The organism is Chitinophaga barathri (assembly GCF_003807585.1).
GTDB classification, from domain to species: domain Bacteria; phylum Bacteroidota; class Bacteroidia; order Chitinophagales; family Chitinophagaceae; genus Chitinophaga; species Chitinophaga barathri.
This window is the reverse complement of sequence record NZ_RMBX01000005.1, coordinates 188,721-210,457: the sequence shown is the minus strand read 5'-3', so window position 1 is coordinate 210,457 and position 21,737 is coordinate 188,721. Positions and strand designations below refer to the sequence as shown.

At 50.6% G+C, this 21,737-nt stretch carries 18 protein-coding genes; 7 read left to right on the top strand and 11 right to left on the bottom strand.

The features are described 5' to 3' along the window. Window positions 1-5: 5 nt before the first annotated feature. Window positions 6-1,496 carry an alpha-L-fucosidase gene (locus EG028_RS10795; RefSeq protein WP_120516657.1) on the top strand — a complete coding sequence of 497 codons (1,491 nt, stop codon included), beginning with the start codon at window positions 6-8 and terminating at the stop codon, window positions 1,494-1,496. Between the two features lie 70 nt (window positions 1,497-1,566). Here the strand turns inward: EG028_RS10795 and EG028_RS10790 are convergent, their stop codons facing one another. Continuing rightward, window positions 1,567-4,110: a TonB-dependent receptor gene (locus EG028_RS10790; RefSeq protein WP_120516510.1), complete on the bottom strand. Its 2,544-nt coding sequence runs from the start codon at window positions 4,108-4,110 to the stop codon at window positions 1,567-1,569. Between the two features lie 492 nt (window positions 4,111-4,602). Beyond that, window positions 4,603-5,718, bottom strand: a complete 1,116-nt coding sequence (locus EG028_RS10785; protein WP_120516511.1) for an alkene reductase — start codon at window positions 5,716-5,718, stop codon at window positions 4,603-4,605. Between the two features lie 86 nt (window positions 5,719-5,804). Between EG028_RS10785 and EG028_RS10780 the strand changes: the two genes are divergently transcribed. Together EG028_RS10780 and EG028_RS10775 are read left to right on the top strand one after the other, a co-directional pair. Next, window positions 5,805-6,668 (top strand): helix-turn-helix domain-containing protein, encoded by an 864-nt coding sequence (locus tag EG028_RS10780; RefSeq protein ID WP_120516512.1) that lies wholly within the window; start codon window positions 5,805-5,807, stop codon window positions 6,666-6,668. Window positions 6,669-6,688: 20 nt separating this feature from the next. Further along, window positions 6,689-7,471 carry a TlpA family protein disulfide reductase gene (locus EG028_RS10775; RefSeq protein WP_120516513.1) on the top strand — a complete coding sequence of 261 codons (783 nt, stop codon included), beginning with the start codon at window positions 6,689-6,691 and terminating at the stop codon, window positions 7,469-7,471. Between the two features lie 52 nt (window positions 7,472-7,523). Here EG028_RS10775 and EG028_RS10770 read toward each other — a convergent pair whose 3' ends face one another. The 5 genes from EG028_RS10770 to EG028_RS10750 form a co-directional block, all read right to left on the bottom strand. After that, entirely contained in the window at window positions 7,524-8,360 is an 837-nt protein-coding gene (locus EG028_RS10770; RefSeq protein WP_120516514.1) for a DUF4397 domain-containing protein, read from the bottom strand. A 29-nt stretch (window positions 8,361-8,389) separates the two neighbouring features. Continuing rightward, complete coding sequence (locus EG028_RS10765) at window positions 8,390-10,033, bottom strand: hypothetical protein (protein WP_120516515.1); 1,644 nt, start codon at window positions 10,031-10,033, stop codon at window positions 8,390-8,392. Window positions 10,034-10,053: 20 nt separating this feature from the next. Beyond that, on the bottom strand, window positions 10,054-13,488 hold the full coding sequence (locus tag EG028_RS10760; RefSeq protein WP_120516516.1) for a TonB-dependent receptor: 3,435 nt from the start codon (window positions 13,486-13,488) through the stop codon (window positions 10,054-10,056). A gap of 85 nt (window positions 13,489-13,573) precedes the next feature. Continuing rightward, window positions 13,574-14,524 (bottom strand): FecR family protein, encoded by a 951-nt coding sequence (locus EG028_RS10755; RefSeq protein WP_120516517.1) that lies wholly within the window; start codon window positions 14,522-14,524, stop codon window positions 13,574-13,576. A gap of 90 nt (window positions 14,525-14,614) precedes the next feature. Next, a complete protein-coding gene (locus tag EG028_RS10750) occupies window positions 14,615-15,208 on the bottom strand; it encodes an RNA polymerase sigma-70 factor (RefSeq protein WP_120516518.1) in 594 nt (197 codons plus the stop codon). A gap of 93 nt (window positions 15,209-15,301) precedes the next feature. On the opposite strand from EG028_RS10750, the gene EG028_RS10745 reads away from it, so the two are divergent. From EG028_RS10745 to EG028_RS10730, 4 genes are all read left to right on the top strand, one after another. Further along, complete coding sequence (locus tag EG028_RS10745; RefSeq protein WP_120516519.1) at window positions 15,302-16,141, top strand: chromate resistance protein ChrB domain-containing protein; 840 nt, start codon at window positions 15,302-15,304, stop codon at window positions 16,139-16,141. Between the two features lie 91 nt (window positions 16,142-16,232). Further along, window positions 16,233-16,775 (top strand): hypothetical protein, encoded by a 543-nt coding sequence (locus EG028_RS10740; protein ID WP_206614434.1) that lies wholly within the window; start codon window positions 16,233-16,235, stop codon window positions 16,773-16,775. 21 nt (window positions 16,776-16,796) lie between these two features. After that, entirely contained in the window at window positions 16,797-17,951 is a 1,155-nt protein-coding gene (locus EG028_RS10735) for a chromate transporter (RefSeq protein WP_120516520.1), read from the top strand. 96 nt (window positions 17,952-18,047) lie between these two features. Further along, window positions 18,048-19,187, top strand: a complete 1,140-nt coding sequence (locus EG028_RS10730; protein ID WP_120516521.1) for a tetratricopeptide repeat protein — start codon at window positions 18,048-18,050, stop codon at window positions 19,185-19,187. Window positions 19,188-19,255: 68 nt separating this feature from the next. Here EG028_RS10730 and EG028_RS10725 read toward each other — a convergent pair whose 3' ends face one another. From EG028_RS10725 to EG028_RS10710, 4 genes are all read right to left on the bottom strand, one after another. Then, window positions 19,256-20,032: a TerC family protein gene (locus EG028_RS10725; protein ID WP_120516522.1), complete on the bottom strand. Its 777-nt coding sequence runs from the start codon at window positions 20,030-20,032 to the stop codon at window positions 19,256-19,258. Window positions 20,033-20,049: 17 nt separating this feature from the next. Further along, the gene (locus EG028_RS10720; RefSeq protein ID WP_120516523.1) at window positions 20,050-20,319 is read right to left on the bottom strand and encodes a TFIIB-type zinc ribbon-containing protein; all 270 of its coding nucleotides are present in this window, start codon (window positions 20,317-20,319) and stop codon (window positions 20,050-20,052) included. Between the two features lie 100 nt (window positions 20,320-20,419). Continuing rightward, complete coding sequence (locus EG028_RS10715; RefSeq protein WP_120516524.1) at window positions 20,420-20,761, bottom strand: hypothetical protein; 342 nt, start codon at window positions 20,759-20,761, stop codon at window positions 20,420-20,422. 41 nt (window positions 20,762-20,802) lie between these two features. Beyond that, on the bottom strand, window positions 20,803-21,660 hold the full coding sequence (locus EG028_RS10710) for an isocitrate lyase/PEP mutase family protein (protein ID WP_120516659.1): 858 nt from the start codon (window positions 21,658-21,660) through the stop codon (window positions 20,803-20,805). Between the last annotated feature and the right edge of the window lie 77 nt (window positions 21,661-21,737).

Below are 21,737 nucleotides of genomic sequence, written 5' to 3'. Positions count from 1 at the left end.
TATACATGAAACAATTATCCGGAATAGTAGTTCTGCTTTTCCTGCTCACAAACAGTTACGCCCAGCAGCAGCCCGGCGCGAAACCCAACCAGGCACAACAGGCAATGATCAAACGCGGTTACGGCATGTTCATTCACTTTGGGGTGAATACATTCGCCGATTTGGAATGGTCTGACGGCACAATACCCGTGGAAAAATATAATCCAACTCAGCTTGATCCCGAACAATGGGTGCGCACAGCCAGGGACGCCGGTTTTCGGTATGTGTTGCTCATTACCAAACATCACGACGGCTTCTGCCTGTGGGATAGCAAATACACTACTTACGACGTGGCATCGTCCCCTGTTAAGACCAATGTGGTGAAAGCCGTTTCCGATGCCTGTAAAAAATACGGGCTTCAGTTCGCCATTTATTATTCTCTCTGGGACCGCCACGAGCCATCCTACAAAGTCAAAGACCCGCAGAAATATATTGACTACATGCTGAAACAACTCACGGAATTGTTCACTATCAACGGTTCCATTTGTGAGTTGTGGCTGGATGGCGGCTGGGACAGGAAACCGCAGGATTGGGGGATTGACCAGGTATATAACCTCGTGAAAAAATTCAATCCCGCCTGCGCCGTAAGTGTGAATCATACGATCGTAAACGAAGAGGGCAAACGCAAGTTCACACCGCCTTCCGAAATGACAGCGGACAACAAATATTATTTCCAATACTTCCCATCGGACTTCCGGCTGTGGGACCCGAAGATTATTACCCGATTTGACAAAAAACAATACCTGCACGAAGGAAAATCCTATTACCTGCCTTTTGAACATACGCTTTGCATCAGCCACCGCTGGAACTGGTTCCAGAAATCGGCACAGCTGCCTACCCGTGAACTGGATGAGCTGGAAGAACTGTTTTACTGGTGCACCGATAACGACAATGCGCTGGTGATGAACATCCCGCCGGACCAGACAGGCCGCATCCGCGAATACGAAGCCCTGACGGCCATTACCCTTGGCAAAAGGCTGGGACTGGCGCAGAACCAACCATTGCCGAAAAACGGGAGATTCATTTCAGAACGTAAGCCGGTGAAAACATCCAGTGTGTATGCGGACAAAGAGAACCGGTATGAAGGGAATAAGGTAACAGACGGAAACCTCGATAGCCGCTGGGCTTCCGCGGATACATTGGCCAGCCTTGAGATAGCGCTTGATCCCACGGAATCTTTTAATAAGATCAGCATCTTTGAATATAAAGACACCAAAGACCTGGCTGACGGATTTTCGCAGGTACGCCTGCCCCGGATACAGGAATACGCGGTGGACATTATGCAGAACGGGCAATGGGAAACGATCTGCCTCGGATATGAGCCCATGGGCGATTGCAAAGTGATCCGGTTGCCGCGTAGTTACAAAACGGACAAGCTGCGTTTCAGGGTGACGAAGGCGAGTAACCTGCCGTCTATCTATGAAATATCCGTCATCAATATGCAGGATAGGAAATAAAAACGCCGTTATAAAAACAAAACAGCCGCAATGTTGATCACATTGCGGCTGTTTTAGTTTCAGGCAATAATTATAAAGAATACCGGAGCGTTATGCCATAAGTACGCGGATCGCCCAGTACTCCCGCGTAATGGCCGGCATTGCCGGCGCCGGGCAGCAGCTGTTCGAAATACTCAGTGTCCAGCAGGTTGCGGGCCCATACGAATGCGGACAGGCCATTCACTACCCTGAAACCGGCTCTTGCGTTCAGCAGCACATAAGAATCTACTACCAGGTACTTCGAGGGAGATGGGTTGGACGAAAATGAAGAACGATAATAAGTATCAAACGCGAAGAAGTAAGAACCGCCCTGCCCGACAAATTTGCCGAGCGTGCTCACTTCACCGCCCAGGGAAGCCGCCCATTTGGAGATGCCTGGCAACTGGCCGCCGGAAATATCTTTGAAAGTAGGACCGCCGGTTTCTTCAAGCGGGGGCGGGGCATTGGTGAATGTTACATATTCTCCGTCAGTATAAGCAAGGGCGCCGTAGAAGGAAAGAAAATCCTTGATCCTGATGCTGGCATCCAGCTCGGCGCCGCGTACGCGTACCTTTTCAGCATTGGCAAGATAACCGCGGTTTACTGAAAGGTCCGCGGCCTGTACCTGCGTTTGGTAGTTGGTGATATCTGTGTTGTACACTGTTAGGTTCACGATGGAATTGTCGGTGGGGGTGGTTTTGATGCCGATTTCATAATGCCGTACCTCTTCCGGTTTGATCACTGCCAGATCCAGCATCGTTTTGCCGCCGGTGACAGGCAAGCCGCCGAGGTTGAGGCCAACGGGTTTGAAACCGGTAGAATAGGTGGCAAATACATTGATCTGTTTGGTGGCTTTATAAGCGACGGTGAGCTGGCCGGACCAGTTCGTGTCATCGATCTGCGCTTCGAATGCCTGTGGGGTGTACACCTGGTTTTTTAATGCCACCAGCGCGGGATCTTCCGTTTGCAGGCCGCCGTAAGTGTCGCGGCGGAAGTTCACTTCCTTATCGTCGTAGTTAAAACGAAGGCCGGGCAGCACGCTCAGTTTATCCGTGATAGCCCAGTCCACCTGGCCGAATATGGCGCCGCTAAAGGTTTTGAGCCTGGGATATGATTTGATGCCGTATCCTTCGAACAGGCCGGGTGTTTTCCAAAGCGCGCTGGTAGAGGCTTGTGAAAAACGCCATTGATCGCGGCCGGATTCTTCAGTATGAGCGCCGTCGGGGTCAAGTTTCTGGCCGAATGCGAATACTCCCAATACGCCGGTCACGCGTGGGAGGATGTTACCCGCCCAGCGTATTTCCTGCGACCATTGCCTGTGTTTGGACGGAGCCTGCGACAGTGCAAGGGCCTGCAGGCCGGTGAAGTCGCGGTCATTGGACGGATCCCAGTTCCAGAAGCGGTATGCGGTGGTGGAGGTCAGTTTCCCCGAACCCACTTTAATGTCCACATTCAAAGAAGCGCCGCCGAGATCCTGGCTGGAACGCCAGGGGGTATCGTGATCGATGATACGGTCAAACGGGTTCTGACGGGGCAATGTATAATTGAGATCCGAAATGATCTTGTTGAACTGGCGGTAGTCCGGGCGCAAGGTAGGCGCAACGCCCGCGTATACCTGGGCATAACCGTCAGGGCGCTGCCTGGTGGCGTCTGCCGCGAGTATGATCTCAAGTTTCTCCGAAGGGCGGAACAGCAGCTGGCCGCGTGCGCCAAGGTTATTAAGCGTGTTGGTATGTTTGTCGGTAGCCTGGTTGTATATCAGGCCGTCGCGGTGTGTGCCGGAGAACGAGAGGCGCCCTGCGAATTTATCACCCAGCGGGCCTGTGAGCGAGCTTTTGGCCTGGATATATCCATAATTGCCGTAGCTGAGCTCGAAGTTCGCACCAGGTGTAAAGCTGGGCTTACGGGTGGTTACGTTGAAAGTACCAGCGGTGGTGTTTTTACCAAACAATGTACCCTGGGGGCCGCGCAGTACTTCTATTTGTTCCACATCCAGGAAATCTATGGTGGTAGCGGCTGGCCTGGCGTAATACACGCCATCTACATAAAAACCAACGCCGGGGTCTATGCCGTCGTTCGTGAGGCCGAATGTAGTGCCAAGGCCGCGGATACTGAGGCCTGTGTTGCGGGGGTTGGAAGAATAGAGCTGAACGGAAGGCACGAGTTCTTTCAGTCGGTTCACATTAAAAGCACCGGCCTCTTCCGCGAGTGTTCCGCCGATCACTGAAATGGGAATGGGAACGGCTTGCAGCGTTTCTTTACGGCGTCTTGCAGTGATCACCACTTCGCCCAGCAGGTCGTTTTTTGCGAGCGTAACGTCCAGGAAATCGCCCGTCTGCCGGGTGATATGTACTTCATTTATTTTATAACCGATATAGCTGAATGCAAGGAAAAAAGGTGGTTCTTTGCGCGTATCAATGCTGAACTGGCCAACAGAATCAGCAAGTGCATAGGTGGTAGTCCCTTTGATGCCAACGGTGGCGCCTGCGAGGGGCTGGCCTTCGTTGTTTTTGATCACTCCTTTAATGGTACGCTGAGCGACGGCTACATGGCTGAGTAAAATAACGGGCAGGAATAACTGTAATATTCTTTTCATGGTTGATAGTGAATTTGTTTTTGAATTTCCTGGTGACGAACGGAACCTTTGTCGGACGGAAACCGGGATTTGGGAATATTTGCTGGAATATTTTTATCTGGCTGACGGGCTATGGGAGCCGCAACAATAAGGTCTGATGAATAGTTTATATCGTTTCATTTCGGAAAGGGGCTTTTGATTTCAGGGTAAAGGTACTAATATAAACCATATATCCTATAGAATCAGTAGACTAATAGAATATAGGAAATGTAAGCAGATTGGTTATCAGGGAATTGGGAAGTCAATTTGTAGAAAAAATACATGAAATAACGGGCATCTGGCTTTTGACGGGTAATAAAATACAATAGCCGGATTGGCATAACCTGTACGGTGTTTGACGGCAAACATCATCACAAAGCGCGGCACTTTTTACCAGTAAGGTTATTTTTTATCTGAAAACATTTACTGAAAAAGGACGGCGTGCAAATCATCATTCACACGCCATCCTTTAGATCATACGGCAGCACAGGCTGCATCTTCATTCACATGTATCTCCGGGTAATCGATATACCCTTCGTCACCGCCGAGGTAATAAGTTGCTTTGTCCCCATCCGCCAGCGGTGCATTACGACGGAACCTTTCCACCAGGTCAGGATTGGAAATAAAGGGCCTGCCGAAAGCGATAAGATCAGCCATCCCGCTTTGTATGGCGGTTTCCGCGGATGCGGGGGTATATCCGCCTGCCAGTATCAGCAGGTTGCTGAACCGTTTGCGTACATCCCGGATATGTTCGGGCGGAATGGGTGGGTTGCCGTTCGTGGATTGGTCGGACAGGTGAATGTATAGGATGCCCAACTGCTGCAATGCATCTGTGATATATTGATGCATGGCTGTTTCATCCGCATACCCCTGGAGGTCGCTCTGCGTGGCGAAAGGAGAGAGCCGGATACCGGTGCGTTCTTTCCCGATAGCGGCCACCACGCCTCCCATTATTTCCAGCAGGAAGCGGCTGCGGTTGGCAATGCTGCCACCATATTGATCGGTTCTATGGTTGGTTTGGGGGTTCATGAACTGTTCGGGAAGGAAGCCGTGCGCCCCATGTATTTCCACGCCGTCAAACCCGGCTTCCATAGCGTTTATGGCGCCCTGTATATGTTGTTCTATGGCCGCCTGTACACCGGCAGCGCTTAACGCTTCAGGCTCAGGCATGGGCAGGTAGATTTCTCCCGGTGTGCGGATGGTACCGTTGGCCCTTACCGCCGAAGGCGCTACCAGTGGAATACCGCCTTCATGATTCAGCGGATGCCCGATACGGCCGGCGTGCAACAGCTGGACGAATATCTTCCCGTTCCTGGCGTGTACGCCGTCCGTTACTTTTTTCCAGGCGGCTATCTGTTCGGAGTTGTAAATCCCCGGGGTATGGAGGTAACCGATCCCGTTGGCGGTCACCGCGGTGTTTTCCGCGATGATCAGACCTGCCCCGGCCCTTTGTTTATAATATGCAGCCACGGAAGGGCCGGGAATATTGTTCACAGACCGGCGCCTGCTCATTGGCGCCATTACCACCCTGTTTTGAAGGGAGATCGCCGGTGTATTAAACGGTGACAACAGCTTTTCTGTCAGACTCATAAATAACTATTTTGATGTCAAAATTACCCGGAACGGCTATGGCGGAACAGTGACAAAGCGGGGTTTGTTTTGTAAATTTGGAGGTTATGGAGCAGAAAGAGTTACACAGGCCGTTTGAATTGTATGTTTCGGATATGGAATGCTGGCACCAGCGCCCGCTGACCTATCATTTTTTCGAGATCGTGCAGATACTGGATGGGGAAGGCATGCGTATCGTGAATCAAAACCGCTTTCCGTACAAAAAGGGCTGCATCTTCCTGTTTACGCCGCTGGACTGCAGGGGATTTGATATCACCCAACCCACCCGGTTTTGTTCGATCCGGTTCTCGGAGGTTTTTCTCGGCCAGTGCAAAACCAACCTGGACCGTGAACGGATCGGGCTCTGGCTCAAACAGCTGGAACATATCTTTTATCATCACAACCGTTTCCAGGAGCTGCTTGTAAAAAATGACAGCGACTGCCACATGATCTCCACGCTGATGAACAATATGGTGGAGGAATACAGTCAGAAACAAACTTACCACGAAGAGAACCTGCAGCATTTTGTAACGCTTGTGCTCAACATTCTTGCCCGGAATGTGTCCGATAGTGCGGATAAGGCGGCCACCGGCCAGGCATCCGAACCGCTGATCAACCGGATGCTGCTCCATATCCGCCAGCACATCAGTGACCCGGAAAAACTCAGGATCGAATTCCTCGCTTCACAGTTTAACCTTTCCGCGAATTATGTGGGGGAATATTTCCGCAAGTTTACCGGCGAAAGCCTGCAACACTACATTACCCAATACAAAATAAAACTGGTACAGCAGCGCCTTGCATTCAGCTCGCTTACGGTCAGCCAGATAGCAGGCGAGCTGGGCTTTACGGACGAAAGCCACCTGAGCAGGCAGTTCAGGAAATACAGCGGTGTAAGCCCGGTGGAATACCGGAAAAATGCCCGGCCGGAATAATCCATTAAATTTTAGGTACTATGAAAATTCACACGTTATCTCTCTCTGCTTTGTTACTTTTTGCAGCCTGCTCCCAACCAGGAGGTAAGCCAGCTTCCCTGAAACCAGATGAGCCGCTGGTTTCACCCGACAGTATCTTAAGCAGCTACGCAAATTTTTATTATTACAAAACAGATCACCTGAAACTTTCCGTTCCTTATAAGGCGTACGACACCGCGCTACAAGAGATCAGCCGGGAACTGTTCCTGCAACAATATGCATCCGGATACCTTCCCCTGCGGCTTGTTTCGGCCGATTCATCTATCCGGTATAAGTTATATAAACTGCCGGCCTCTGTAAAACCCGGTGTGGCCAATGCCATTGCTCAATATGGGGAGGAACAGTATAAATATTTTAAAAGAGAAGGAGAACAATACCCGGTGATGGCTTTTACGGACATCAATGGCACACCATACAACAAAGAAACAACAACGGGGAAAACGCTGGTGCTCAAATTCTGGTTCATTCACTGCGGGGTTTGCGTGAAAGAAATGCCAGAATTAAACGAGCTGCAAACAAAATACAGCAACCGCGGGGATGTTCAGTTCATCAGTTTTGCTTTTGATACAGCGGATGAATTACGGGCTTTCAAAAAGAAGACGGTATTTAATTATGCTGTGATATCCGTACCCGAGAGTTACATGGAGGGATTGGGGATCATGTCTTATCCCACGCATATGATCATCAATAAAAAAGGGAATATCTCAAAAGTGATGGGAACAGTGGGTGAACTGGCGGACGCATTGGAGGTAGAAACCCGTTAAATGCAAAAAGCCACCGCCCGTGGGAGATGGCCTTTTTTGCAGGGTTTCCGTATCAGTTAATTGTCCTTACACGCGCCAGTACATTTGCATATACCTGCACGAATATGGGATCGGGGGAAGCAGGGTCTTTGTATGGTACATATTTTTGCGTCACTATTCCTTTTACCACCACAGCGTACGAACGGCCCTTACGGTATGGAATAGTTGCCGTAGCTCTTGCAGTGGCCGTATCTGTGCCTGTGAAAAATTGCAGGTATGCGTTCCCGTCTGTTCCGACAGCCGACGTGTCTACCTGGATAAAGTCAGAATAGCTGCCGTGTTTCATTTTTTGCGGCAGGCTTGAAGGGAAGACCTTCGTTCCGTCTTCTTTAATATAATAACAGTGCAGCTCCCCGAAATCGCTGCTGAGGTGCAGGAGCCGGAAGCGGCATTCATCTTCACCCGCGCTTGTATTCTCCACGATGTGTAAAACATGGGAACGGTGGAGCAGGCTGTCAGCGTCATCATAGGCATAAAAGGTATGTTTTTCACCAGGCGTCAGGTTAAAGGTAGTATCTGCCAACACCTGTTTTTTTCCGTTGGTGTAAATAAAACGATGCATGCCGGGAGATTGCCTCAATGGCAGTATGCCTGCCGTTCCTGACGGGCCGGGGCTTTGCAGCGCCGGATAAGTTTCCCCGATGGAAGTTACGCCTGTGAACTGGATGGGATTCACTTTAGTGGTGTCCATCACGTCCACATATACAGCTTTTATTCCCGGGAAAATAGAGATCCCTTCGGAAGCATTAAAGTAGTTGACTGATGCATCAGGCGTAGTGATGCTGTCTGCCTCTTTTGATGGATTGCAAGCCACCAGTAAGAATGCGAGGATATAATGATGTGATTTCATTTGTCTTTAATTGAATTGAATGAATATTTTTACTGTACAGGAGCCATCAGCAATACTTCGTTAATGGTTACGTCTGTTTCATTGGTGCGGACCATTAAGGGCTGCTTTGACGCGGTGTAACCCACAACGTCGCCCCCTATGCCCAGCCGGTATTTGCTGCCTGGAGAATATCCCTGGATAAAGGGTGCATAGGTGCTGACGGTCCGGTTATTGAAATTGACCATTTTGATTGACCTGAGCCCGTCCTGCATATCCTGCTGCTGTGTGGCGAACAGCACACCGGGCAGGCCCGGAGCCGGCCATTGGAAAATGCGTGCGCCGGTACCGGATGTTTCAGTATAATTTCCTTCCACTACATCAAAGGGGCCGTCTGTTATGGTAGGGACCTGATTGTTCAGTTTATAGGTGAATTCACCGAATTGTCTTTGCTGTGCGAGATTATAACAATAGAAGGTGGAAATGGTATACGAAGTGGCACCGAGACTGGTGACAGTGTATCCATACAGCAGGTCGTTTTCCGCATCAATGCCCAGCAGCCTGTTATAGTTGAGCACTGTTGTGATATTGGGAATGAAATCGTAAGCGCCGTTTATCCTGCCGCCTTTACGGGTACGCACCACGAAGAACTGGCGGCTGTTATTACTCGCTTTTGCCAGGTACCGGAAGGTGCCGGAAGCATCCATGCCGGCCAGGGTTAAATTGCTTTGTATAGAAGGGGACGCTTTTCCCGTTGTTGCAATCCAATTGAGTGCCGGGCCACTGAAGTACAGCTCTCCTTTGCTGTTTGCATATATGTTTTTCATGACAGGGAGGAACACCTGGCTGATGTTGCCCTCTTTTTTCACGGTATCCAGATCATAATAGGCTTCGTCAATAAAGCTGGCATCGGTAGGTATGACAGTGCGGTTAAGCGTGGTGACGCTGTAATCCCGCAGGGATACTTTCATCAGCCTGATGGCGGATTGATTGGTGCCTGGCAGCCGGGCGTCCCTGGTGAGGCAGGAGATGTAGAGGTTGTTACCTGCGGGGTCCGAGCCAAAGCCGAAGTGTTCGCTGGAAGGATCTATCAATGTAAAAGGACCGTAGTTGTCTTCCCAGGTTACTTTGCCCCGGCGGATATTTCCTTCCTGCCAGGTCACCAGGCTATCCCCGCTCATGAATACAATAGCCGCGCCTGGTGTGTAATTGGGTACTATCCGGGTGCCGGCCGGCATTCGGAGAGCTTCTTTGGCCACTGCCGGATCCAGGTAAGTAAGCGTGTCCGTACGGGCCGGAACAAGCTTGTCTTTACTCACCAGGATGGCGGCCACGGTACTGCCGATGCCGTTTACTGATACGATCACCGGTTGCTGCTGCCCGATCATGGGTGTAGTGATCAGAACTTTCGCAACATCGAGGGTGTAGTTGTACAGCACATCGTTCTGTGTGTAGCTGCTGTCCCGCGAAACGAGGGAGATCACGGAGGCGTCCACGCCGCCGATTGAAATTTTCAGGTCTGCTTTGCCCGCACCGAACTTGCCGGTGAGGACTAAAGTATCGCCAACGGCATATGAATTGCCGGCGAGTTGGTTAGCCCTTGGCAGGTTATCCAGCTGGTCATAGAATTGCCCCGTCTTTTGGCAGGCCGTAGCCAGTATGGTAAATGAAAGAACAAGCAGGCAGGCATGTTTCATAAATAGGTTCATTTTCCGGTTTAAAAAGAATAGGTCAGATTGGCTTGTACATTCCGCCCCGGGCTCCACCGCCTGGAGATGTTATCTCCTTCGTAAACGGGAACATTCCTGCCGATAAGCGATTGTGTTTGACCGGTGAAGGCTTCCGGCTGATATTTACTGTCCCTGTTATGATCTTCCACAAACCTTATGTCTTCGTTGAGCAGGTTATTGATGCTCAGCTTCATCTGCCAGCGCCTGGCGAACTGCTGGGTATAGGAAAGATCCAGCAGATGCCGCGGCAGCTCCAGTATGGACCCACGGTATTCTACGTTGCTGTTGGCCGGGTTGGTAAATTTACCTACCGCGTAGATGCTGGTGCCAGAAGTATTGTAGTTCAACGCTATTTTACTGCCCCGCTCAACGTCTTCGTAGAAAAGGCCGGCATTTACCACATAAGGCGCCTGCCCCTGCAGCGGACGGTTGTTGGCCGTATCAATAAATACGGAACCGGAACCGGGTATGGTCGCGATAAAGGCCCCGTTCACACGGCTTTGGATGATGGAACTGTTGAACAGCACGGATAACCTGCGGAAGAATTTACCGGGAATAAAATTCAGGTTCTTCCTGATGTCCACTTCAATTCCCTGTACTACTGCTTCATCAATATTGGTATAGGTGATATTATCGTAGGCGGTTAGCTCTGCGGCGGCGGTGCTGATGGAAAAGAGGATCCGTTCGATGGGATTTTTCAACCTTTTATAAAAAGCACCGATGCTCATCATCTCCCCCTTGTTTTTTTGCGGGTACAATTCCAGCCGGAGGTCGTAATTGGAAATATCTGATTGCACCAATGCGGGGTTGCCATTGATCATTTGATTATTGGCATAATCATAATCACGGAAAGGAGATACTTCCCTGAATTCAGGCCTGTTCACCGTTTTGCCGTATGCGGCGCGCAGCACCCAGGATTCGGACGGGAGCCAGGACCCGTTAAAGGAAGGCAGCCAGGAAAGACGGGAGCGGTTCACCAGGATAGTAGGGCCAACCCGTTTATCAGGCAATACCAGCGAGGGGACTACGGCAGCCAGTTGTAAAAGATCGTATTCCATACGCAATCCGCCGTTCAGCTCCAGCTTGCCATCAAAGGGTTTCGCGGTAGCCATGATGAATCCTGCATTGTTCTGCTCTGAGGCGCGGTAGGAATCCATAGAACTGGTACGGTCTTCTACCCGCAAACCGGATCCGTCTTCCCTGAAATAATCATGGCTCCATACTTTACCCAGGTCCTGCAGGCTGAAACGAAAGAGCGTAGGGTCCACATACTGGGTAGAACCGGGCAGCTTATATTCCTCTCCTTCAGTGATCGATTTGATGAGGTTGGGCCTGTTGCCTGCCGTGAGTTCCCCGTCATATACCAGGTAAGAGCGCCGGGCAATTTCCCTTTGTTTGAATAACTGGTATGTGCCGGCTTTCGCTTCCAGCCAGGGCCGGATGGGGATAGTATAATCCAGTGAAGCATTGTACACCTGCTCTTTGAGCCGCGTATATACGCGGGCGGCGGTACCCTGCATATCGTAATTGACGGGCACCTTACCAAAACGGTCGTCCGCGCGCCAGCCAAGATCAAAATCCTGCGGCCCGCCCAGGTTGAAGTTGAGAAAGGGATATTCGCTGTTGATGAAGCGGGTGATCCGCTGATCCGGTGTTTCGTTTCTTGTAAGGGTGATCCCCAGGTTCCAGTTCAATTGATGTTTTCCTCCAAACAAACCATGCATGCCACCGAGGTTTCCCGCATAGAGAAAACGTTCCCGGTAATCCAACACAATGTTCCTGTTCCAGTAACTGGCCTCAAAGCCATATCGCCCCAGGGTGTCCGGGTAGGTATTAGGTCTTTGTATCCTGTCGATTGTATTTTTCCGGCCTTGCTGTAATACAAAATTCCGGAAGTAAATGTTATGCCTGTCGTTAAGACGCAGCATAAAATTCTGCATCAGGTTGACCGTGGCTTCTTCCGTGCTTTGCGTTTCGGTGCTGATGGAAGCCTGTTGGTAATTCAGTAAAGATGAATAGAGATTATTGACCTGCCGGTATACATCAAAGGAACGCGTTTCAGCTGTATAGCTCAGTCCCGTGATGTTATACAGGCGGGCGCTACCTATTTTAAAGCTGTTGTAATAATTAGCGGTGATCTGCAGGTCGGGCAGGGCGATTCTCGTGCCATAGTTCAGTGTCGGGGAAAAAGACCTTACATATTCCCCCTGCGTTAAATTGGCTTTCCGGAAATCCCCGTAACCCGGTACGGAAGAGGGTAACTTCCTTGTTCCGTCATCCACGCCCAGCCAGTCCAGTTTGCCGCCTTTGTAGGTATTGTAGTTTTCCAGCGTGCTGCCGGGCACATAACCGATGCGCAGGCCCACGTCAAAGTGTTTCACGGCCAGCGCGTCTTTGGTGTACACTTTCACGGCTGCACCGGCAAAATCACCAAAAAGATCTGCCCGTGGGGATTTATAGACCAGGATCTTGTCCACGATCCTGGAGGGCAGCAGGTTCATGGCGAAAGCGCGGCTGTATTGTTCCGTGCTGGGCGCGATGTTGTCTCCCAGATAGGTGACGTTGTAACGCTGGTTCATGCCGCGTACCACCAGGAACTGTTCATCCGTCAGCGTTACGCCGGCAATGCGCCGTGCTACCTGTGCTGCGTTCACGTCCGCCATTTTGGCGATCAGCTCCGACGAAATCCCGGATACCACGCTGCCCGCCTGCCTGATCTCCTGGATCAGCTCGCGTTCGCCGGTGTGTTGCACTGGTTGCAGGGAACGGCGGGTGGCCTGTACATCAAAAACGGAAAGCGCGGTGGCGGAAGATTCCAGTTTGATGGTGAATGCCGTACGGGAGCTGTCGAAATTGTATTCCTGTAGTTTGTAACCGATGTAATAAAATACCAGCGTGCCGTTGGATTGGCCGGGCACCAGCCGGAACGTTCCGGCCGCGTCCGTAACCATGCCCGTTTTGGTGCCTTTCACCAGCAACGACACACCGGGCAATGCCTCATTCGTTTTTGCGTCGAGCACTTTCCCCTGCAGGGCATTTTCTTCCTGCAGCGTTTTAGTTTTGGATGCGGAGGGCAAAGGGAGGAGCTTTACGGAAATATATTTGTCATTCACCGTAAAATCCAGCGCGTACTTACGTTTTAGCTCATCCAGTATTTTCCCCAACGCCTCATTCTTATATTGCACGTTTTCCATTTTGCGGCTTTCCAGCAGGTTCGCATCAAAAAGGAATGAGCGTGTACCGGCCTGGCGGGCTATTTCCCGGATAACGGCGGAAGCGGTGGTGCGCTGAAAACCTAATGTGATCTTTTCCTGCAACTGCGGATAACCTGACTGCGCCAAAGCGGCCGCTGATAAAAGGCAGAGGGACAGGCACAGGCATAACATCCCGTATCGCCTTTGGCGGGTAAATCTTTTTCCCATAATTTTTTTCTTTGTTTAACTAATTTCCATGAGGGTCGTATGCGCTTGTCATACTATAAAATGCCGCACTGCGGTAAAAAAACGACTATTGATATACTTCATAAATCCCGTCCGAGTGCCGCCACTTCAGCCCGTAAACGGCCAGCAGGGCGTTGAGTATCTTCTCCGGGCTTTCTTTCTGGAAATGCCCTGTAATGCTGTAAGAGCGGCCGGCGCCAGGGCGCAGGGCAACCTGAATGTTATAAGCCTCGCCGATGCGTTGTAAGGCTTCCGCCAGCGAAACGCCGTTGAATACCAGTTCTCCTTTTATCCAGCCGGCCACATTTCCTTCAATATCCTGTACAGACTGCCGGCCCGTGCTGTTTTCATGCAGCGCCATCGTTCCGGGGGAGAGGATGACCTTATGAAGGCTGTCACCGGTTTCCACCTTTCCTTCCACAAGCGCCACCCTGGTGATGCCTTCCCTTTCATGCGCTTCAATGTTGAAACGGGTACCCAATACCCTTGTAGTGGTATAAGCGGTGCGTACGATAAACGGCTGCTCGGCATTTTGCCCGATCTCGAAAAACGCTTCGCCTTCCAGGTGTACCTGGCGCAGGGTATCATATTTTTCAGGATAGGAAAGCGAACTTCCCGCGTTCAGGTATACCACGCTGCTGTCCGGCAATATTATTTTTTTCCGTTCGCCGGGCAGGGCCTGTACTTTGGCCCATTTCAGGGGTTGGGCGGAAGGCGGGGCCCACCACCAGGCGGCAAAAGATACGACCAGCGCCACGGAAGCCGCCGCTGCCAGTTGCAGGTATATTTTTTTTCCTGACCGTTTTTTGTCCGCCACTGCAATGCGCCGGGAGATGCCTTCGTAGATATCGGCCGGAAGCGTCTGCGGCTCCCGCCGTAAAATGGGGAAGTCGGTATTTTCCAGCAATTCCTGTGCGCCGGGCTGGCCCACGAACATTTTTAACCTGGCCAGTTCAAGGTCGGTAATGGACTTCTGATGAAATTTTTCGATTAAGGCAATGAGCTCTTCGCGATCCATTCAGCGTGTTGGTTTGGGATATATCCCGGGAGCGGGCAAAAACCCCTATCCGGCAAAGTTACCATAATGTTAAGAGTGGAAGTGTAAGGCTTAAAGGCCGATGGGTGGCGTTTTCAGGGGCATCAATACGATGCAGAGGAGAAAAACGGCTTCGCTGACAGGCACCTGGCAGCGGATATGTTTTAATGCGGAGGATATCTGGTTTTCGACTGTTTTTACGGAGATGCCCAGCTCTTCCGCTATTTCACGGTAACTTTTCTGGTGGATGCGGCTCAGCAGGAAAATCTTTTTTCTTTCGGGAGGCAGTGCATTGACGATCTTCAGGGCTTCTTCGAGATAGGGAGTATTGTCTTCCGGGATTTCATCCGCCATTTCGAGGCTGCCGTCCGTGAGATACCCGGCTGTCAGTACATTCCGGCGGAAGGCTTTGACGGACATGTTTTTGGTTACTTTTATCAGCCACCGGTCCAGCTGATCCGCCGTGATCTGTTTTCTTTTTTCCCAGCACACCACGAATACATCCTGGATGATGTCTTTTGCCTGTTCCTGCGAGCCGCAGATGGTAGTGGCATAGGAAAGCAGCCCCGGTGCAAACGAGTGATATATTGTAGTAAATGCCTCTTTGTCCCCCTTTAAAAACAGTTCCGCAACGGATCCGTCCAGTTCAGGCCAATTTGAATACATCGGCTGCGTGGTATTTCTGCAAAACTAGCGATATGCCCGTAACGGAATATTAATTCTTTGTTACCGCGGCTGAAATGATTTATATTGAAATGTATGAAATGGATCACCAGGGAACATCCTAAAATAGACCGTCTCGCCTGCCCATGGCTCATTCGCAAATTCATTGACCCGGAGGCTGAGTTTATCTATGTCCCGTTTGAGGAAGTTGTTCCGCAGGCAATGGCGCTACAGGCCATTCCTTTTGATGTGCCGGATGTGGAGCTGACGCATTACGGGGACGAATGTACATTTGATTACCTGGTTAAAAAATACAAGATAAAGGACCCCGCTGTAAAGTCAATGGCGCCTATTGTAAGAGGGGCTGATACGGATCGTCACGATATTTCAGCACAGGCGTCGGGTCTTTGGGCAATATCCGCCGGGTTGGCCTATAACCACAAAGATGATCATGATCTGCTGGAAAAAGGTATGCTGATCTACGATGCGCTTTACAGCTGGGCGGCCCACCTTCAACAGGAAAAACATACGCAGCAACCCTTTGAACATTTGCTGCTGGAAGTATTTAACAGGTTCATCAGATCCAGGCAGGAGGGTGGGAAACGAATGCCGGCATGGGCGAAGGAACTAAAGGAAATGATCCAGGATCATATCGATACCAACCTCAGCCTGAAAGAACTGTCTAAAGACCTGGATATTAATCCTTCTTACCTTTCCCGGGAATTCTCCAAACACTTCGACAACCTGTCATTCGGTGACTATATCCGGAAACAGCGCATAGAAAAGGCGATACAACTGATGGCTGATCCTTCTTATTCCCTGACGGACATCGGTTACCTGACCGGTTTTTCGGATCAGAGCCATTTCACCCGGATCTTTAAAAAGATCACCGGCGACAACCCTTCACAATACAGGAAAAAACTCCACAAAAAGTAATTTCCGTACAAGACGGTCATTTCTGTTCTATTTCCGGCCTTCTTTTATTGATAGCATTGTGTTCATCTGAACACTAAATGCTGAAACGTACATGCAAATTATCAGGAACGGTTTTATCCGGCAACAATTACAGAAGGGAATGTTGACGATCATCCTTGCGGCCGGCTTTTCATGGCCTGCATTTTCACAGCAGGCTTCTGCCGCCTATCCCAGGGTAATGGGATATGTGGGGATACTTCATCCGCTGGTTACATTCGGCCATCACGAGCCACACTACAATTTCGACGGTGCTTATACGGTGGGGCTGCCTACAGGTATCAATATCTGGAAGAACCCGGGGATCGGCTTTTCCATAGAATTAGTACCGGTGATCAGGGCATCGGGCGGTACCGGCAAAATGAATAACCTGTTGTTTCATCCGGGTATGCTGATTGGCCTGGGGAAAGGGTTTACGCTGGCGGCCCGCGCGGCATTTGAAACGTCGGGGAGGTATGGGTTTACACCGGTGCTGAACAAAATAATCATAAAGGGCAGAGGTTACAACTGGTTTGCCGCTCTTCCTGTGCCCGCCCGGTTCGGCAATGATCAGCCTGCTACCATAGGGGTGGGCTTGCAGTTTGGAATTGTGTTCTGATTTTTTTCATCCTTCAATCATATGACGGTGGCTACTGAATATAGTCTGAAAAACCTGGTGTTTTACTTCCTGAAACTCGGTACCATCGGCTTTGGCGGGCCGGTGGCACTGGTAGGTTACATGCACCGGGACCTGGTGGAAAAACGGGCATGGATCACGGAAGATGATTACCGGGAAGGAATGGCGCTCTCGCAACTCGCACCGGGGCCGCTGGCCGCACAGCTGGCGATCTATATCGGGTTTGTGCATTACAGGCTGTGGGGCGCTACGCTCGCCGGATTGGCTTTTGTATTGCCATCTTTCCTGATGGTGCTTGCGCTCGGCTTCGTATATGTACGCTACCAGGGCATCAGTTGGATACAGTCGGTTTTTTACGGCGTGGGAGCGGCGGTGATCGGCATTATCGCGGTCAGTGCGTACAGGCTTACCCGTAAATCTATCGGTAAGGATTATTATCTCTGGTTTACTTATCTCGTGGCAGCCGCAACGACTGTAATTACAGAAACCGAGCATATCGGCTTGTTTATCGGCAGCGGCATATTTTACTGGCTGGTGAAGTCCTCCATCTGGCTTAAGCCGGGTGCCGGTACCGCAACGAAGTTTATTTTCCCTGCATTTTTGCAGGTAAATGTGAGTATGGGAGATCATGAGAAACTCGGTGAGATCTTTTTGTTCTTTACCAAAGCGGGCGCTTTTGTATTTGGCAGCGGGCTGGCGATAGTACCGTTTTTATATGGTGGTGTTGTGAAAGAGTATGGCTGGCTAAGCGAACAGGAATTTATGGACGCGGTGGCCGTGGCAATGATCACACCTGGCCCGGTGGTGATCACGGTCGGTTTTATTGGCTACCTGGCTGCCGGTTTTCCCGGGGCGGCTGTTTCTTCATTTGCCACTTTTTTCCCCTGCTATCTGCTGACGGTTATACCGGCTCCATACTTCCGGAAATACGGCCGACGGCCAGGTATCAAAGCGTTTGTGGACGGTATCACAGCCGCCGCCATCGGAGCCATTGCCGGGGCGGTAGTCGTGTTGGGCCAGCGGAGCGTGAAGGATATTCCGGCTGTGCTGATCTGCCTTGCGGTGATTACCCTGCTGATGTTTAAAAAGAAAGTGCAGGAGCCGTTTATTATTCTTGCGGCGGCAGTATTGGGGCTGCTGATCAAGGCCTGGGTTTAAGTAAAAAGGGCATAGAGTACAAAATAATGTTAAATAAGCGCGGGAGAAGCCTTTCTTTTTGGAATCCCCTTTATATTTAATTTCAAATTTATCCCTATGCGCAAAATAGTCCCCCTCCTTTTATTGCTCCTTTTCAGCAGAGCCGCCGCAGCCCAGGATGCTGTGGCCGATACCCTCAAAGCTATGATAGACCGGGAAGAGTACGATAAAGTGATATCAGGGTATGCTCCGGTGGCCACGGGTCTTTCGGCAAAAGCCGTGTATGCTGTTTCAGTGGCTTTTTATGGAAAAGAACAGGTGGATAGTTGCCTGAAGTATGCCGATCTTTCTATTAAAAAAGATCAGCACTACGCAAAGCCCCATAATCTCAAAGGCTGGCTGTACAACTACCTGGGAAAACATACGGAAGCGGTGGATGAGTTCAAAGAAGCCATCCGTATTGCACCGGACAGCGCCGACTATCACAACGGCCTGGGTGAGTCGCAGTATTACCTGAAGAACTACGACCTGTCGCTGGAGAGTTTTAAAAAATCCACCACGCTGAAAAATGCGCCCGCCCGTTCGTATATGATGATCGCAAACATATATTCCGAAAGGGGCCAGCAAAAGGAAACCATCGCGGCGCTGTATGATGCCAAAACCAACATCGGTAAAGAAGAGGAGGAATACCCCAGGGCTTTGTTTAATATCGGTCAGCTGGAGTACCTGGAAGGCAACTATGGCCCGGCGGAATCTGCGCTTACGGAGCTTATCCAACTTACTCCGGATGATTATCACGCCTATTCCAACCTCATCCAGGTATATTACGCCCGGGGGGAATATGAAAAAGCAAAACCCTACAAGGACCGGTTATATGATGCGCATAAAAAGGAATTGCTGAAGGACAACATGAAAGACATGTTCTGTTTTGACCAGTTCAAATGGAAAGACCACACCGTGCAGGTATTTGAAAGATACGAAGAGGGCCCGAGCAAAAAGATATTTAACAAACACCTGTTTTACGTGGTGGATAAGGCGGACAACATCGTGATGCGGATACAAACGGAGTATTCTCCTTTTTCGGTGGAGCTGGACGGTATAAAATATATCCTCTGCGGCACGAAAGGAACCACGCACCTGAATTATGGCATAGGGTTCAACGATGACCTGAAGTATACCGATCTGAAAGCGGCGGTAGTGAAAATACTGGACAAAGGCATCGATCCGGCGGCATCTACCACGCCCGCAAACAAGTGATACCAGGATAAACAAGACATAAAAAAAACAGGGCGGTCCAAAAGGGCCGCCCTGTTTTGTATACGCTGTTATTTCAGCTCTTTGGGTGTGTTTAATTCGATATTCTTCGCATTTTTCCCTCTCAGCCTGATGTTCAGCATTTCGACGATCAGCGAGAAGCCGAGGCAGGAGTAGATGATGCTTTTGCTGATCTCCTGGTGGAAACCGCTGGCGATCAGTACCACGCCTATCACGATCAGGAACGTCAATGCCAGCATCTGGAGCGTGGGCTGTTTGTTGATGATCTTCGTAACCGGGCCGGCGAACAGCATCATGATGATGATGGATACGACTACGGCAATGATCATCACGAGCACATTATCCACGAGGCCTACGGCCGTAAGGATGGAGTCGAAGGAAAAGACGGCGTCCACCAGTACGATCTGGAAAAGCACCGAGCCGAGGCTGAGCGGGGCGCGGGTGTTCTTGTGCCCGTCCTGCGCGTCCGTCTGGAGCTTGTGATGTATTTCCAGGGTACTTTTGACGATCAGGAAAAGCCCGCCCGCCAACAGGATAATGTCCTTCCAGCTGAGTGGGATCACCACCCCGTTCAGCCATTTGAAATTAAAGACGGGGTCCTTCAGCCCGATGATCCAGTTGATACACAATAAAAGCCCGACCCTGAACACCATAGCGAGCCCCAGCCCGATATTCCGGGCTTTGCGCTGCTGGTGCTCCGGCAGCTTGCCCGCCACGATGGAGATAAAAATGATATTGTCAATGCCCAATACCACTTCCAGGAAACAAAGGGTGATCAGGCTGATCCAGACGGAAGCATCGGTAAAGTCGGGAATAATGAATTCCATTATCTGAGATTTAAGGTTTAATCGAAGTCAAAAAAGTCACCCAGGAATCCTTTCTTTTTCTTTGGGTATTTGTGGCGGTCATCAAAACGGCCGTGGTCATGGTCATGATGATCGTTGCGGTCATCGTGCCGGCGGTGCTCTTCGTTGCTGCGTTTGTCATCATACTCCAGCAGTTTGTCCAGCTCTCCTTTATCCAGCCAGATGCCGCGGCATTGGGGACAATAATCGATCTCAACGTTGTTCCGTTGCGTCATCAGCAGCGTTTCATTGCAATTTGGGCATTTCATCAGTCATTCTGTTTTTAATTTACGAAAAATAAAAATGCATCAGCGTGTTCCCGGTGGGGAAACATGCGGCGGTCGGTGATGTGGATACGAAAAGGGGAGATTAAAACAGGCTGAACCGGTAGAGGAAAATATAATAAGCCGGCCTGATCCAGGAGGCCAGGCGGGCATATTCATGGCCGTTAGTGCTGTATACGGCTGTAATGGCGGTGTAAAGGGGCTGTTTTTTGCTGAAGGCGCGTTTGTTTTTTACCGCTGCCTCTATGCCCAGGCTTACTTTGCAGGCTTCCGGGCTTTCGTTTTCATTCAGCAGGGATTCGTGGATATAACCCTGGTGGATATTGTCCGGGAGGATGTAGGATACGCAGGAAACCAGGCTGAGTACTAACAATAAGATAATACGGAGCCTGCCTTTAAAAGATATATCTGACGCGTAATTGAACAATTCCCTGCAATTTTCCCGGCTAATGTATAAAATTATTCTGATCAGGGTTTGTCAATAAACAATTTATTCATCTCCGCATAAGGTTTGGCATCTCCCGCAAAACTGAAAGTCCCTTCCCGCGCGATCTCTTCCGCCGCTTTAAAAAATGAGCCGTAAGCTGCGCGTACCAGTGAAGAACCTACACTGATACGTTTTACGCCCATATCCTCCAGCATATCCAGCGAAAACGCCCCGTTTACACCGGAAAGCCCCATGATCACGTTCACCGGCCTCGGGGCCACTGCTTTCACCACGGCTTCAATTTCCTCGCGGGTTTTCAGGCCCGGGGCGAACAATACATCGGCCCCCGCATCGGCAAAGGCTACCAGCCGTTTGATGGTATCCGCCAGGTCCGGACGGCCATAGATCAGGTTCTCCGCGCGGGCGGTGAGTGTAAAAGGATAAGGAAGACTGCGTGCAGCCGCTACGGCAGCTTTTACGCGTTCCACGGCATGAGCGAATGCATAGATCGGGTCTTCCGGTCTGCCGGTGGCGTCTTCTATGGAGCCGCCCGCCAGCCCGGCTTTTGCCGCAAGCAGGATCGTTTCCGCGCACACAGCGGGATCATCGCCGTACCCGTTCTCAAGATCGGCGGATACGGGCAGATGCGTGGCAGCGATAATGTTTTGTACATTCTGCAGGGTCTCTTCCCGTGTAATGGACGCGTGCCCGTCCGGCTTGCCCAGCGACCAGGCAAGGCCTGCGCTGGTAGTCGCCAGCGCTTTGAACCCAAGCGATTCCAGCATCTTCGCGGAGCCGGCGTCCCAGGGATTGGGCACTACAAAAATGCCGGGCCGCTCATGGAGCGCTTTGAATGCTTCGGCCTTTAACTGTTGCGAGTTTCCGGGTTGACTATGCATAATGGACCAATCTTTAACAGGTTCAAATTTACCCCGTTTTTCCATGCAAGATTTCCCGACGGCGGTAATTTATATTT

Coding starts and splice junctions, on each gene's coding strand:
- EG028_RS10710 (WP_120516659.1), bottom strand. CDS start 21,660: ATGCATAGTCAACCCGGAAACTCGCAACAGTTAAAGGCCGAAGCATTC.
- EG028_RS10775 (WP_120516513.1), top strand. CDS start 6,689: ATGAAAATTCACACGTTATCTCTCTCTGCTTTGTTACTTTTTGCAGCC.
- EG028_RS10730 (WP_120516521.1), top strand. CDS start 18,048: ATGCGCAAAATAGTCCCCCTCCTTTTATTGCTCCTTTTCAGCAGAGCC.
- EG028_RS10780 (WP_120516512.1), top strand. CDS start 5,805: ATGGAGCAGAAAGAGTTACACAGGCCGTTTGAATTGTATGTTTCGGAT.
- EG028_RS10725 (WP_120516522.1), bottom strand. CDS start 20,032: ATGGAATTCATTATTCCCGACTTTACCGATGCTTCCGTCTGGATCAGC.
- EG028_RS10740 (WP_206614434.1), top strand. CDS start 16,233: ATGCAAATTATCAGGAACGGTTTTATCCGGCAACAATTACAGAAGGGA.
- EG028_RS10720 (WP_120516523.1), bottom strand. CDS start 20,319: ATGAAATGCCCAAATTGCAATGAAACGCTGCTGATGACGCAACGGAAC.
- EG028_RS10750 (WP_120516518.1), bottom strand. CDS start 15,208: ATGTATTCAAATTGGCCTGAACTGGACGGATCCGTTGCGGAACTGTTT.
- EG028_RS10790 (WP_120516510.1), bottom strand. CDS start 4,110: ATGAAAAGAATATTACAGTTATTCCTGCCCGTTATTTTACTCAGCCAT.
- EG028_RS10745 (WP_120516519.1), top strand. CDS start 15,302: ATGAAATGGATCACCAGGGAACATCCTAAAATAGACCGTCTCGCCTGC.
- EG028_RS10795 (WP_120516657.1), top strand. CDS start 6: ATGAAACAATTATCCGGAATAGTAGTTCTGCTTTTCCTGCTCACAAAC.
- EG028_RS10765 (WP_120516515.1), bottom strand. CDS start 10,033: ATGAAACATGCCTGCCTGCTTGTTCTTTCATTTACCATACTGGCTACG.
- EG028_RS10755 (WP_120516517.1), bottom strand. CDS start 14,524: ATGGATCGCGAAGAGCTCATTGCCTTAATCGAAAAATTTCATCAGAAG.
- EG028_RS10770 (WP_120516514.1), bottom strand. CDS start 8,360: ATGAAATCACATCATTATATCCTCGCATTCTTACTGGTGGCTTGCAAT.
- EG028_RS10735 (WP_120516520.1), top strand. CDS start 16,797: ATGACGGTGGCTACTGAATATAGTCTGAAAAACCTGGTGTTTTACTTC.
- EG028_RS10760 (WP_120516516.1), bottom strand. CDS start 13,488: ATGGGAAAAAGATTTACCCGCCAAAGGCGATACGGGATGTTATGCCTG.
- EG028_RS10785 (WP_120516511.1), bottom strand. CDS start 5,718: ATGAGTCTGACAGAAAAGCTGTTGTCACCGTTTAATACACCGGCGATC.